The sequence below is a fragment of the Photobacterium makurazakiensis genome, from assembly GCF_050336715.1.
GTDB classification, from domain to species: Bacteria; Pseudomonadota; Gammaproteobacteria; order Enterobacterales; family Vibrionaceae; genus Photobacterium; species Photobacterium makurazakiensis.
On the sequence record NZ_JAKJSJ010000033.1, the window covers coordinates 52,526 to 66,170 of the forward strand.

A 13,645-nucleotide genomic window follows, 5' to 3' on the forward strand; every position below is an offset into this window, starting at 1 on the left:
TTGTCTTAAAGTGGGTGGTGATAACCGCGAAAGAGTTAGCCATACCACTAGAGTATGAAAGGGGTAGGTGGTGGCATTATTGCTATGATCTAAAGATACTAAAAACACAAAAAAAGCGCCACTTTGGCGCTTTTTTCTATCTTATAGCTGGTTTTATTTACTTACTTTGCGAGCTGGTGGCCTTCAAGGTGAGAAAGGAACGGTTTTGCTTTCATAAAGCCCGTCAGTCTTGCACTTTCAAGGCGATTACCTTGTTTGTCCCAGAAATCAATCGTGGGTAGGCCGAGTACATTCATTTGTTGCAATAACGCAATGTCTGTTGGGGTGCTTTTGGTAACATCTGCTTGCAGTAAAACAAAGGGCTGTAGTTGCTTAGCAACTTCTGGGTCATGGAAAGTATACTTCTCAAATTCTTTACAGGCGACGCACCAGTCAGCATAAAAGTCGAGCATAACCGGCATACCTTTCGCTTTGGCTTCAGCTAATGCGAGATCAAGATCATCAATACTGCTAACACGTTCAAACTCAACCGCGAGCGCTGGCGTTGAGTTCGCTGATACCGCATTCGAACTATTAACCCCCATCACTAATGGATAAAGAGGCTGAGCGGAAATAAATAGGCCGACAATGGCAATAACTGCGAGCATGCTGCTGCGCCATGAAACCGTTAATGTGTTCTTAACATGATATAGCCAGCCAAACGCCGTAATACCTAACACAGCCCAAAGGTATGGCATCAGATGAGTGGGCAAAATGCGCTCGAGTAAAAATAGTGGCACGGCAAGTAGAACAAAGCCAAAGAACACTTTTACGTGGGTCATCCAGTTACCGGCTTTGGGTAGCAACTTATTGCCGAACATTGCGGCAAGGATAAGTGGGATCCCCATCCCGATGGCCAGTGCATACAGTGCGACGGCGCCTGTTAGTAAATCGCCACTTTGGGCCACGTAGATCAGCGCACCCGAAAGTGGGGCGGTGGTACAAGGTGAGCAAACCAGGCCTGATATCGCTCCCATGGCGAATACCCCGCCAGTATGACCACCTTGCTGTTTGTTGCTCAAGCTATTGAGCCAAGTTTGCATGCTACTAGGCAGTTGTATGGTATAGGCACCGAACATCGACAGGGCTAGCACCACAAACAGTACACTTAAGCCAACCAGAATATAGGGGTGTTGCAATGCGGCTTGGAATTGCATGCCAGCCGAAGCAACCACTAACCCCAGTAAGGTATAAGTCAGAGCCATGCCTTGCACATAGGTAAAGGCAAGGCGAAAAGTACGACCGTGGCTTTGTTGACCGTTACCTAGCACGATGCCACTTAATATCGGGTACATCGGCAGTACACAAGGGGTAAACGCCAAGCCGATCCCTAGTGCGAGGAAAACAAGCGGGGTCCACCACTGATCGGCTAAGTCACCGGCAAGCTTGTCTTGCTGTGATGTCGGCTCCGTTGACGCGACTGCGACATTAGTGGTGTTAGTGCTTACTACTGTAGGAGCTGTTGAATTACCAGACGATAACGTGGTTTTTGGCGGAGAGTCTGCGCCTGCTGTGACAGCGTTGAGAGGAACAACCCTGATCTCTGGCGGGTAGCAAAACCCGGCTTTGGCACAGCCTTGATATCGCACAGTAAGGGTGTCACTGCTGGCAGCATTGAGCACAGGCACGCTTAGTGTGATCGGCTCGGTATAGATATTAACCTCACCAAAAAATTCATCTTGGTAGGGCTGACCAGCAGGGATATTGATATTGCCTAACTCGGCATTGTCTGAGGTGACAGACAACTGATGCTGATAGAGGTAGTAGTCTGGTTTGATTTGCCAATCGAGATAGACCCGATCGCCTTGTTGGCTGAAGTTGAATATGAATGCTTGATCAACAGGCACAAACTGGTTCTGGTTGCTAGACAACCCCGGAATGTTAAAAGCCAATGTTGGCAGGCTGGTGAGCAGCAGCCCGAGAAGCGCAAATACGGCAAAAAAGCGACGCGGTATACCGCGATATCGTTGTAATAATGTCATCTGATTTGGCTGAGTCTTTGATTAACTTATTTTAACTATACTCTCTCAGACCGTGTTAATCAGCGTTTGGTTTCATTTGCTTAGGTTTTTGTTTCACCAGCCAGAGCATCGCGCATGAAGTCAGTAAATTGGCGAATGTGGGCAGGGATATACCCGAGACGCTGATACAGCATATAAATAGGGCGTGGTGGGGAATACCAGCTGTCCATCATTGTACAGAGCTGGCCTGCTTGAATCGCATCAGCAACCACATAGTTGGGTAGGCAGGCAATACCAAGGCTGTTAATGGCAGCTTGTTTGATACTGTTTAGATCCGCGATTGCCATTTTTACCGGTGAGTTCAACCACACCGTTTCACTGTTGTTAGTAAGCGCCCACTCAAACTCCGGTACACTGGCAAGGCGAGCATGCTGGTTGATGTCGTCAGGATGTTGTGGGGTACCATTATTCGCTAGGTAGTATGGGCTGGCAACGAGAATACGTTGCGACTCGCCTATCTTGGCGGCAGCGAAGCTGGAATCTGGTTGCTGGCCGACACGAAAGACCACGTCATATTGCTCAGGGCTATAGTCGTGATGTTGGTTCGACAGATGAGTCAGCGACAAGGTGACATCTGGATGCATCGCCAAGAATTGGTTAAACAGTGGCATGAGTTGATGGGTCAACAAGCCGACAGGTGCCGAGACACGCAATGCACCCCGGGGACTGTTGTGGCTGCTATCTAGAAGCTCATCAGTGGCAGTTTCAAGCTCTTCAAGTAATGGCTGGCATCGTTCGAAATAGCTGACCCCTAATGGGGTGAGTGAGACATTACGGCTGTCTCTTATCACCAGCTGGCTACCAAGCGTATCTTCGAGTCGTTGAAGACGGCGGCTGAGCGTCGCGGGTGGAATATCTAGTGCACTGGCTGCTGCTCTGAAACTTCCTTGTTGGGCTATTGCAATCAGGGTGCGTAGGTCGTCTAACTTCATACCATTTTTGCATCGCTGCATAACGCTTTTACCTCTATCGCCAAGCGGGCTCAATTACTATTATTAACGGGCAGGCTTTCCTGTCTTGCCTGCTCTGTAGCAAAAGAGACATGATACCGGATTCATCGTCGGGATTGACGCTGAAATCGGTTAGAACAAGTACGTTGGAATCCGTAGTTGTTCATAGTCTTCGCCCTAGGATGGGGCGGAGACATTAAATTAACACTTCATTTTACGCTTCTTATTGCTCTATTTCCTGAACCGTTAGTAACCTGCAAAGATGTTTCACGTCTCACAATCTTGATCATTGCTCTTCTGTATATTCCCGTTGTCCGATCAAAGCCTTATTTATCATATCAACAATGATACCAGTCCCGTTAAATTGACTTAATATCTGGCTCATCGCCGCATAGAATTGACGCCTGCCTTACGCTCTATTTTTAGCCACTTATCGACATCTCCGCATCTAGATTTTATCCCTGCAGCTTATGGTTGTGGTGACACCTTAGTGCACAGCTAAGGGGGAGTTAAGGGGATAATTAGAGGTAAGGTATTGTTTGTAGAGTGTAAAAAAGGCTGCCCGAAGGCAGCCTCTATGATGGTTAATCCTAAATCGAAATTACAGGATGATGCCACCGAATACGAAGCCTAGTGCTACAGAAGTACTGATAGTCACCACACCTGGGATAAAGAATGGGTGGTTGAAGACAAGGTTACCGATACGGGTTGAACCAGTGTCATCCATTTCTACTGCCGCAAGTAGCGTTGGGTAAGTTGGTAGTACGAATAGCGCACTTACTGCTGCGAAAGAAGCAATTGCAGTTAGTGGAGCCACACCGATAGCCAATGCCGCTGGCATTAGTGCAGTTGTAGTCGCGCCTTGTGAGTACAGCAGCATAGAAGCAAAGAACAGTACCAGTGCTAGCATCCATGGGTAGTCACTTAGTAGTGAGCCTGCCACTTCTTTGATGCCATCAACGTGTGCGTTAACGAACGTAGAACCAAGCCATGCTACACCCAGTACACAGATACATGCTGTCATACCTGAGCGGAAGGTTGGCGCCGCTGCAATTTTAGATGCATCGATTTTTGTGAAAGTAACAATAGCCGCTGCTGCTGCTAGCATTACTGTCATGATTGCTTCGTTACGACCAAGCGCAGGGTTTTCAATCAGGCCTACTGAGCCAGAGATTGCTGCTGCGTATAAAACAACAAAGCCGATAGCGCCAAGGAAGATGAAAGTAGCAGGTTTCGCAGTTGGAAGAATTTCGCGCTTGCCAGAACCTTTAAGCTTAATAAGGCCTTTTTCTAGACGCTCTTGATACACAGGATCGTCTTTCAGCTCACAACCTAGGAAGTTCGCGACAAATGCACCAACCATACAAGCAAGGAATGTAGTTGGAATACAGATTGCTAGTAGCGTTAGGTAGCCGACACCTAGTGGCTCCAGAATACCAGAGAAGAAAACAACCGCGGCTGAAATTGGCGATGCTGTGATCGCAATCTGAGAAGCGACAACCGCAATAGACAGCGGACGAGAAGGGCGAATGCCTTGCTCTTTCGCTACTTCTGCAATAACCGGCAGTGTTGAGAATGCAGTGTGGCCGGTACCTGCCATCAGTGTCATTAGGTATGTCACGATAGGTGCGTAGAAAGTAATACGCTTAGGGTTTTTACGCAGGAAGTTTTCAGCCAGTTCAACTAGCCAGTCCATACCACCAGCAACTTGCATTGCAGCGATTGCAGTGATCACAGACATGATAATAAGAATTACATCAATCGGGATATAGCTTTGGCTAGTAGGCATGCCTAATACCAAAGAAAGTACGATAACGCCGGCACCACCCGCGAGACCAATACCAATACCACCAATACGTGCGCCCAAATAAATGAACGCGAGAACCACAAATAGCTCTACACCAATCATATGATTGTCCTGTCTTAAAGTTAAAAAATAAAAAAAGGGGGGGGAATCTGTAGCAAAAATTGGCGGATCTTCATCCTGAACATCCGCCGAGCTGTATCGCGGTTACTTTATTAGTTGTAACGCTTAGCTTTGTATTCTGGGTGCATTAGGTTCTGCACAGAGAAGATGTCGTCTAGTTGCTCTTCCGTTAGAAGGCCGCGCTCTAGAACAACTTCACGCACACTCTTACCTGTTTCAGCACAAATCTTACCAACAATGTCACCTTCGTGGTGGCCAATGAATGGGTTTAGGTAAGTAACGATACCGATAGAGTTAAACACGAAGTACTCACATACTTCTTTGTTTACAGTGATACCGTCGATGCACTTGTCACGTAGGTTGATACATGCGTTTTTCAGTAGGTCGATAGACTCGAATACTGCTTGGCCGATCACAGGCTCCATTACGTTTAGCTGAAGCTGACCAGCTTCTGCTGCGAATGTAACCGTAGTGTCGTTACCAATAACCTTGAAGCAAACCTGGTTAACTACTTCTGGAATAACTGGGTTTACTTTAGCCGGCATGATTGAAGAACCAGCCTGCATCTCAGGAAGGTTTAGCTCGTTAAGACCAGCGCGAGGACCTGAAGATAGAAGACGTAGGTCGTTACAGATCTTAGAAAGCTTAACCGCAGTACGCTTAAGTGCGCTGTGTAGCATTACGTAAGCACCACAGTCAGACGTTGCTTCGATAAGATCTTCAGCAGGAACACAAGGTAGACCTGTTACTTCAGCTAGACGCTGAACGGCAAGCTCTTGGTAACCAGTTGCTGCGTTTAGACCTGTACCAATCGCCGTTGCACCTAGGTTAACTTCAAGAAGAAGTTGTGCGGTGTACTGAAGGTTCTTGATTTCTTCTTTGATCAGAATACCAAAAGCGTGGAATTCCTGACCGACAGTCATAGGCACTGCATCTTGAAGCTGGGTACGGCCCATTTTAAGAACTTCAGCAAACTCTTGATCTTTTGCATCGAAAGCACCTTTTAGGTAACTAAGTGCTTCAAGCAGTGTCATGATGCTGTTGTATACTGCTACACGGAAACCGGTAGGGTATGCACAGTTAGTCGATTGAGATTTGTTAACGTGGTCGTTAGGGTTAACGATGTCGTACTCGCCTTTCTCTTTGCCCATAAGCTCAAGAGCAAGGTTAGCAACAACTTCGTTGGTGTTCATATTAACAGAAGTACCTGCACCGCCCTGATAAACATCAGAAGGGAACTGGTCCATACATTTACCTGTTTCTAGGATCAGGTCACACGCTTTAATAATGTATTCACCAACATCAGAAGGAATAGCACCCAACTCTTTGTTAGCCATTGCTGCTGCTTTTTTGGTGAAAACCATACCACGAACAAATTCTGGAACATCAGAAATTGTCGTTTTAGAAATGTTGAAATTTTCAACAGCGCGAAGTGTGTGAACACCCCAGTAAGCGTCAGCAGGGATGTGACGTTCACCAAGTAAATCTTCTTCGATACGGGTTGCAACGTTTAGAATTGCTTCATTTTTTTCTAAATCAATCATCTGAGACATGGCGTAGCCTTAGTGGAATCTGCTAAATAAATTCGAATGTTGAGCCAATCTTGTTAATCAGAAGTCCATTCTGCAGAGAGTTTGGCTAGATGATCGTACCTGACACCTTTTGTCTGAAGCCGATAATACTCCCCTTTAGGGGTAAAAACATAACCCAGATCACTTTTTTAATTGGAGTGAAAACATTTGCACAATAATGCGATCTTAATCACAAATACTGTTAACAATCCCCTCATGATTTATGAGGATAAATGACCAATTATGACAAGATGTGACAGTTATGTTTTATATCAACAACAAGTGTATTGTAATAAATAGTTGCAATTAATCCTCTCGTTACAGAGTTGAAAAATGTCTGATTGCTCCCAATATTTGTTATAAGCGTAGGGGAATCATGTGAGATGCGCATTATGTGCCACACTACAACCCTGCAAGACAGCCAACCATTAAGAGGTAAGCCGTGTTTCCTATTCTATTGTTTCTTTTTATTGTCGTACCAATTGTCGAAATAGCCTTGTTTGTACAGGTGGGCGGCTTTCTTGGTATGTGGCCGACAATAGGCTTAGTGCTGTTAACCGCTATTGTGGGTGCGTCTTTAGTGCGTAGTCAGGGGATTGCAACATTAATGTCGGTGCAAAATCGCTTACAGCAAGGTGAGTTACCTGCTCAGCAGATTGTTGAGGGGGTAATGTTAGCCGTATCGGGTGTGCTATTACTTACGCCGGGTTTTATGACGGATGCATTGGGTATGATGGTGTTGCTTCCTGCGCCGCGTGCGATGTTAGCCAAACAACTAATGAGCCGTGTAAAAGTGCAGGGTATGGCGTCGGGGTCTGGATTTAGTGCTGGCTTCGGTGGTGGGCAAGGCTTTGATGGTCAAAGCCCATTTGGCCAACATGATGCTGATCCATTTAATAAGGCATCACGCGATCAGGATCAGAGTGGCGATGTATTTGATGGTGAGTTTGAGCGTAAAGATAAGCAAAAAGACGACGATGATACGCCACGTTTACGTTAATAACATGACGTAGCAGCGACCAAGTGTAAAAACCAAAAAAAGACAGCCAAGGCTGTCTTTTTTGTTAACGCTATTCATATGGGAAATGGCGACTTGAACTTTGAACCTTGAAATTAGGCTCTAGGACGAGGCCCAGGCTTCAAGTTGCATGCGACGACGAAGTTTTAGTGCATAAAGATAAGCACCGAAGCCACTGATAATGTTAGCAATGGCAATGCCGATAAATAGTCCTTCTGTACCGTATAGTTCACGGCCCAGCCATGCGGCTGGCAGCAGCAAGCCAAATAATCGGAACAAATTCCAGAACAGCGCTTGTAGCGAACGGTGCATGGCGTTAAGTGCGCTGATCAAAAGCATACATACCGCTTGTAGCCCGTAACTAATTGGTACAACTATTAAATAGTGCCAAAGCTGTGCCTGTACGGCTTGGTCTTGGCTAAATAGCGATGACAGTGGCCAGCTCAATGGCACCATCATAATAAAGATCAAAAGCTGAAAGACGATTGCAAATCGCATGGCAGTAAACAGAGCGGAAAAAGCACGCTGTGGTTTATTGGCGCCTAAATTTTGTGCCATAAAGGGCATCAAGGCCGAACCTAGTGCCATCATCACGATGATTAAAATGGATTCAATACGCATGGCTGCGCCATAGGCTGCAACCGAAGCGGTGCCTTGCGCGGCTAACAATGTCATCAATACTGCCCCAGACAGCGGGGTTAGGGCATTAGAAAGGCCTGCGGGGGTACCGATTTGTAATATTTGCCCCCAGTCTTTGAAAATGGCTGACCACTGTGGTTTGGCGACCATTTTCTCTCGGTGGATCAAAATATACAGTGAATAAATTAGCGCAAATGCCCAGCTGATCCCACTTGCAATCGCAGCCCCTTTTACACCTAGTTCGGGGAATGGACCAACACCAAAGATCAATAAAGGATCAAGCACGCCGTTGATCGCCCCTGCCAGCATCATGATCTTGGCGGGGGTTTTGGTATCGCCCGTCGCGCGAATTGCACTGTTACCCGCCATAGGGATAACCAGCAGTGGGATGGCGAGATACCAAATAGACATGTAGTCATGAATGATTGGCAGCAATTCGGGCTCTGCCCCTATTAATGCAAATAGCGGGTAGATCGTAACAAGGCCAATGACAGAAGCCAGTAGCATCATTATTACCGCTAACAGTAAGCCATGAGTGGCTAAACGAGCAGCGAGGTGAGGTGTCCCTTTTCCTAGTTGGCGACCAATACTGGTTGAGATACCAACACTGATCCCCATGGTGATGCAATTGATGGCAAAAGTAATTGGGAAGGTAAAGCTTACAGCTGCTAATGCATCAGTACCGAGTAATGAAATAAAGAAGGTATCAACCAGATTAAACATCAAGATCGCCACCATCCCGAACACCATAGGTACGGTTAGGCGTCTGAGTACATCTGGGATAGGGTCAGATAACAACCCGTGTTTATCCGGCGTTTTATTGGTTGCCATAGTGCTCTCGGGAAAGAAATGCCTGCCTACCCTAATGCAAAGAATGTGATCGGGCAAAAAATCTCTCAGATAATTTTGAAAAAAACAGCGCTTAGGGCTTGGGTTCTCAAAAAAAGACCCAACATGTTTATGTATCAGAAAAAGTAAGGGACTCATCTTCCTCTACTTTATTAATCCTATGGATATTACCAAAATCAGGAGAGACGACCGATGAACATTCGTCCTTTACATGACCGAGTTATCGTTGAACGCCAAGAAGTTGAATCTAAATCTGCTGGTGGCATTGTTCTAACTGGTTCTGCAGCTGAAAAATCTACTCGCGGTAAAGTACTAGCAGTAGGTAACGGTCGCATTCTAGAAAACGGCACGGTTCAACCGTTGGACGTTAAAGTTGGTGATACTGTGATCTTTGCAGAAGGCTACGGCACTAAAACTGAAAAGATTGACGGTAAAGAAGTCCTGATCATGTCTGAAAATGACATCATGGCAATCGTTGAATAATCCGTTCACTTTAAATAAATAATTAAGAAAGGAAGAAAGACATGGCTGCTAAAGACGTTAAGTTTGGTAACGATGCTCGAATTAAAATGCTAGAAGGTGTTAACGTTCTAGCTGACGCTGTAAAAGTAACATTGGGCCCTAAGGGTCGTAACGTCGTACTAGACAAATCATTTGGTGCTCCAACGATCACTAAAGATGGTGTATCAGTTGCGCGTGAGATTGAACTGGAAGACAAATTCCAGAACATGGGCGCACAAATGGTTAAAGAAGTTGCATCACAAGCCAATGATGCAGCGGGTGACGGTACAACAACAGCAACTGTTCTTGCTCAGTCTATTATTGCAGAAGGCCTAAAAGCCGTTGCTGCTGGCATGAACCCAATGGATCTTAAGCGTGGTATCGACAAAGCGGTTGTTGCTGCAGTTGAATCGCTAAAAGAACTGTCTGTTCCATGTGCAGACACTAAAGCAATTGCTCAGGTTGGTACTATTTCAGCTAACTCTGATGCAACTGTGGGTAACTTAATCGCAGAAGCGATGGAAAAAGTAGGCCGTGATGGTGTTATTACGGTTGAAGAAGGTCAGGCACTTCAAGACGAACTAGACGTTGTTGAAGGTATGCAGTTCGACCGCGGTTACCTATCTCCTTACTTCATCAACAATCAAGAAGCTGGTTCTGTTGATCTAGAAAGCCCATTTATTCTTCTTGTAGACAAGAAAGTATCAAACATCCGTGAATTACTTCCTGCTCTTGAAGGCGTAGCGAAAGCATCTCGTCCACTGCTTATCATTGCAGAAGACGTAGAAGGTGAAGCACTAGCAACGCTAGTTGTGAATAACATGCGTGGTATCGTGAAAGTTGCTGCTGTTAAAGCACCAGGTTTCGGTGACCGCCGCAAAGCAATGCTACAAGATATCGCGGTACTGACTGCTGGTACGGTTATCTCTGAAGAGATCGGTCTAGAGCTAGAAAAAGTTCAGCTAGAAGATCTTGGTCAAGCGAAGCGTATTTCTATCACTAAAGAAAACACGACTATCATCGATGGTTCTGGTGAAGAAACGATGATTTCGGGTCGCGTTGCTCAAATTCGTCAGCAAATTGAAGATGCAACTTCTGACTACGACAAAGAAAAACTTCAAGAGCGTGTTGCTAAATTAGCAGGCGGTGTTGCAGTGATCAAAGTTGGCGCAGCGACTGAAGTTGAAATGAAAGAGAAAAAAGACCGCGTTGAAGATGCCCTACACGCAACACGTGCAGCGGTAGAAGAAGGTGTGGTTGCTGGTGGTGGTGTTGCACTAATCCGCGCTGCGTCAAAAGTTGCTGGCCTTACAGGCGACAACGAAGAGCAAAACGTAGGTATCCGTGTAGCCCTTCGCGCAATGGAAGCACCGATTCGTCAAATCACTAAAAATGCAGGTGATGAAGAATCAGTTGTTGCGAACAACGTACGCGCTGGTGAAGGCAACTACGGCTACAATGCAGCAACGGGTGAATACGGCGATATGATTGAAATGGGTATTCTTGACCCTACGAAAGTAACGCGTTCAGCACTTCAGTTCGCAGCATCTGTAGCGGGTCTAATGATCACAACAGAAGCTATGATTACTGACCAACCACAAAAAGATGCACCTGCAATGCCTGATATGGGCGGCATGGGTGGTATGGGTGGTATGGGCGGCATGATGTAATCATCCGGCTTACCAGCTAAGCGATTCAAGAAAGCCGACAGTGAATACTGTCGGCTTTTTTTTATCTAAAAATAGGGTAAACGGGTCTAAATCAGCATCGTAAAGACAATGTGGTTTACTTGATAAATTACTCGAAAAGCTGTACGGGGTTTTATTTATTTAAAATCAACCAGTTACGACGAGCCTGCTAAGGGGTTGTCATGATGTTACTTTTGTTCTTCTTTTAGCTGCTTTTTTTGATAAAAGCTGCACGTTATGAGATGAACTAATTACTAATATGAATATAATTAGCCAAATGCTGTTTTAATAAAAAGCCTCAAAAGCTGTACGATAATAAAATTGAATTCAATCAGTGGTTTACGAGATGATTTCTCATGGGTTGTTTTTTGTTATGGCATGATCATAAAAAAGCAGCATTTGCATGAGTAGGCTGTACACCGTGATATTCTATACAGTAAAAAGTTACCTATAAGCTTTAACGGGAAAAAGGTAGAAAAGCTGTACGGATATATACTCAAATAAAACAATGACTTACATGTGTTATTATTGAGTCCTACCAAACCCCATGATTTGTACAGCTTTTCGCTGCCTTATACGGTTTTTTATGTCTGGCTAGTCATCACTTTTTATCGCTCGTGATTGTTTACCTTTTTTACGTTGACGGCGATCGCTTAAATGGGCGTGAACACCTTTGCGGAGAAACCGTAGGCTGTTTTCCAGTTTATCGACACCCAATAAGATACTGATAATGACACCTGTCATAACAACAGCAGTATTGCCATAATCAAAACCAATGGTGATTCCAAGGGCGGCAAGCATCCATATTACAGCTGCTGAGGTGACACCATGGATTTGTCCATCGCGGTTCATCATAACCCCTGCACCTAAAAAACCTATCCCTGTAATGATTTGCGACATGACACGAGAAATATCAGTGTTATCGTTAGATACGGTTTGGCCTAGAGTAATAAAACAATAGGTGCCGATAATGATTAAGCTAGACGTTCGAATGCCTACCGGCTTGCCCCTGATCTGACGCTCTACGCCAATAAGAGCTCCGCAGATAGTGCATTGCAACAACGCCGGCCATGTAAATGGCGTTATATCAGGCCACATAGTGTGACGTTTCCTATTCGACTAAAAAAGCAGCCGAGGCTGCTTTTTAACGGTTTAATGTCGCCTTGTGTTGGCTGTCATTTATTGATGTGATAAATGACGTCGGCTTTTTTTTGCGGCATGCTTTTCTATATATTCCACAATCATGCCTGCTATATCTTTTCCGGTTGCAGTTTCAATGCCTTCAAGACCAGGGGAAGAGTTAACTTCCATTACCAGTGGGCCACGCTTAGAGCGTAATAAATCGACTCCTGCGACACTCAATCCCATCGCTTTTGCTGCCGCTACGGCTGTTTTACGTTCTTCTGGTGTGATCTTGATCAGTGACGCACTCCCGCCACGATGTAAGTTTGAGCGAAACTCACCTTCAGCCGCTTGGCGTTTCATCGCTGCAATTACTTTGTCACCGATAACGAAACAGCGAATATCAGCGCCCCCGGCTTCTTCGATATATTCCTGCACCATTATATTGGCTTTCAGACCCATAAACGCTTCAATGACACTTTCGGCGGCTTTTTGAGTTTCTGCCAATACAACCCCAATACCTTGGGTTCCTTCTAAGAGCTTGATCACCAGAGGTGCACCGCCGACCATTTTTATTAGATCGGGTACGTCATCAGGTTTACTGGCAAAGCCAGTGATCGGCATACCGACCCCTTTGCGGCTTAATAGCTGCAACGAGCGTAGTTTGTCTCTTGAGCGGGAGATCGCAATTGATTGATTGACCGAAAATACATCCATCATTTCGAATTGGCGTAATACCGAGCAGCCATAAAATGTTATATCAGCTCCAATACGCGGGATAATGGCATCAAACCCGGTAAGATCACTGCCTTCAAAGTGAATAGATGGCTTTACCGAGTTGATATTCATATAACAGCGTAGTGCATTAATGATCACCGCTTCATGGCCACGTTGTTCTATGGCTTCACGTAAGCGGCGAGTGGAATATAGGGTTTCGTTCTGGGAGAGAATGCCAATTTTCATTGCGATACTCGTTCTCGTTAATAGTGGTTAAGGCTGCTTTAGAGAGAAGATTGGCTGCCTTCTTCGCCAGCAGTTTGGAGCGCGACTATGCGCTTCATCGGGCTAAAAAGCGAGCATATTGGCGATGATCTTTTTTTATCGTGGTGAGTGATTTTTTTTATTTATCGTTAAACACCGATAATTAAATAAGAAATTTACCTATAGCAAGCTTCATGCGGAAAAAGCTCTGAAAGCTGTACATTATTTTTCTGATTATAATCAATAACTTACGCGGGTTGTGGTTGGGGGTGTAGTAACATGTGGACTTGAGCATGTTTTTGTTGCTTAAGTGATTATAAGCTGTACATAAAGTCATGG

General features: G+C 45.3%; 10 protein-coding genes. 3 read left to right on the top strand and 7 right to left on the bottom strand.

The window, feature by feature from the left end; genetic code table 11:
* Nucleotides 1-161 precede the first annotated feature (161 nt).
* The 4 genes from L4D09_RS15725 to aspA all read right to left on the bottom strand — a co-directional run bounded on the left by L4D09_RS15725 (nt 162) and on the right by aspA (nt 6,490).
* Nucleotides 162-2,021 carry a protein-disulfide reductase DsbD gene (locus L4D09_RS15725; protein ID WP_428458460.1) on the bottom strand — a complete coding sequence of 620 codons (1,860 nt, stop codon included), beginning with the start codon at nt 2,019-2,021 and terminating at the stop codon, nt 162-164.
* A gap of 80 nt (nt 2,022-2,101) precedes the next feature.
* Complete coding sequence (locus tag L4D09_RS15730) at nt 2,102-3,013, bottom strand: LysR family transcriptional regulator (RefSeq protein ID WP_428458461.1); 912 nt, start codon at nt 3,011-3,013, stop codon at nt 2,102-2,104.
* A 598-nt stretch (nt 3,014-3,611) separates the two neighbouring features.
* Nucleotides 3,612-4,919 carry an anaerobic C4-dicarboxylate transporter gene (locus L4D09_RS15735; RefSeq protein WP_428458462.1) on the bottom strand — a complete coding sequence of 436 codons (1,308 nt, stop codon included), beginning with the start codon at nt 4,917-4,919 and terminating at the stop codon, nt 3,612-3,614.
* A gap of 110 nt (nt 4,920-5,029) precedes the next feature.
* Nucleotides 5,030-6,490 carry an aspartate ammonia-lyase gene (gene aspA, locus L4D09_RS15740; protein ID WP_428458463.1) on the bottom strand — a complete coding sequence of 487 codons (1,461 nt, stop codon included), beginning with the start codon at nt 6,488-6,490 and terminating at the stop codon, nt 5,030-5,032.
* Nucleotides 6,491-6,950: 460 nt separating this feature from the next.
* Between aspA and L4D09_RS15745 the strand changes: the two genes are divergently transcribed.
* Nucleotides 6,951-7,508, top strand: coding sequence for an FxsA family protein (locus L4D09_RS15745; RefSeq protein ID WP_428458464.1), 558 nt, complete (start codon nt 6,951-6,953; stop codon nt 7,506-7,508).
* Between the two features lie 120 nt (nt 7,509-7,628).
* On the opposite strand, the gene L4D09_RS15750 is transcribed toward L4D09_RS15745, so the two are convergent.
* Entirely contained in the window at nt 7,629-8,996 is a 1,368-nt protein-coding gene (locus tag L4D09_RS15750; RefSeq protein WP_428458465.1) for an MATE family efflux transporter, read from the bottom strand.
* A gap of 210 nt (nt 8,997-9,206) precedes the next feature.
* Here L4D09_RS15750 and L4D09_RS15755 point away from each other — a divergent pair, with 210 nt between their 5' ends.
* Nucleotides 9,207-9,497 (top strand): co-chaperone GroES, encoded by a 291-nt coding sequence (locus L4D09_RS15755; RefSeq protein WP_036832752.1) that lies wholly within the window; start codon nt 9,207-9,209, stop codon nt 9,495-9,497.
* 41 nt (nt 9,498-9,538) lie between these two features.
* A complete protein-coding gene (gene groL / locus L4D09_RS15760; protein WP_428458466.1) occupies nt 9,539-11,185 on the top strand; it encodes a chaperonin GroEL in 1,647 nt (548 codons plus the stop codon).
* 612 nt (nt 11,186-11,797) lie between these two features.
* Here groL and L4D09_RS15765 read toward each other — a convergent pair.
* Nucleotides 11,798-12,301: an MgtC/SapB family protein gene (locus tag L4D09_RS15765; protein ID WP_428458467.1), complete on the bottom strand. Its 504-nt coding sequence runs from the start codon at nt 12,299-12,301 to the stop codon at nt 11,798-11,800.
* Nucleotides 12,302-12,382: 81 nt separating this feature from the next.
* The gene (rimK, locus tag L4D09_RS15770; RefSeq protein WP_428458468.1) at nt 12,383-13,288 is read right to left on the bottom strand and encodes a 30S ribosomal protein S6--L-glutamate ligase; all 906 of its coding nucleotides are present in this window, start codon (nt 13,286-13,288) and stop codon (nt 12,383-12,385) included.
* Nucleotides 13,289-13,645 lie beyond the last annotated feature (357 nt).

Excerpts from the sequence above, each read along its gene's own strand:
- L4D09_RS15735 (WP_428458462.1), bottom strand. The coding sequence starts at position 4,919 with ATGATTGGTGTAGAGCTATTTGTGGTTCTCGCGTTCATTTATTTGGGC.
- aspA (WP_428458463.1), bottom strand. The coding sequence starts at position 6,490 with ATGTCTCAGATGATTGATTTAGAAAAAAATGAAGCAATTCTAAACGTT.
- L4D09_RS15730 (WP_428458461.1), bottom strand. The coding sequence starts at position 3,013 with ATGCAGCGATGCAAAAATGGTATGAAGTTAGACGACCTACGCACCCTG.
- L4D09_RS15755 (WP_036832752.1), top strand. The coding sequence starts at position 9,207 with ATGAACATTCGTCCTTTACATGACCGAGTTATCGTTGAACGCCAAGAA.
- L4D09_RS15725 (WP_428458460.1), bottom strand. The coding sequence starts at position 2,021 with ATGACATTATTACAACGATATCGCGGTATACCGCGTCGCTTTTTTGCC.
- rimK (WP_428458468.1), bottom strand. The coding sequence starts at position 13,288 with ATGAAAATTGGCATTCTCTCCCAGAACGAAACCCTATATTCCACTCGC.
- groL (WP_428458466.1), top strand. The coding sequence starts at position 9,539 with ATGGCTGCTAAAGACGTTAAGTTTGGTAACGATGCTCGAATTAAAATG.
- L4D09_RS15765 (WP_428458467.1), bottom strand. The coding sequence starts at position 12,301 with ATGTGGCCTGATATAACGCCATTTACATGGCCGGCGTTGTTGCAATGC.
- L4D09_RS15750 (WP_428458465.1), bottom strand. The coding sequence starts at position 8,996 with ATGGCAACCAATAAAACGCCGGATAAACACGGGTTGTTATCTGACCCT.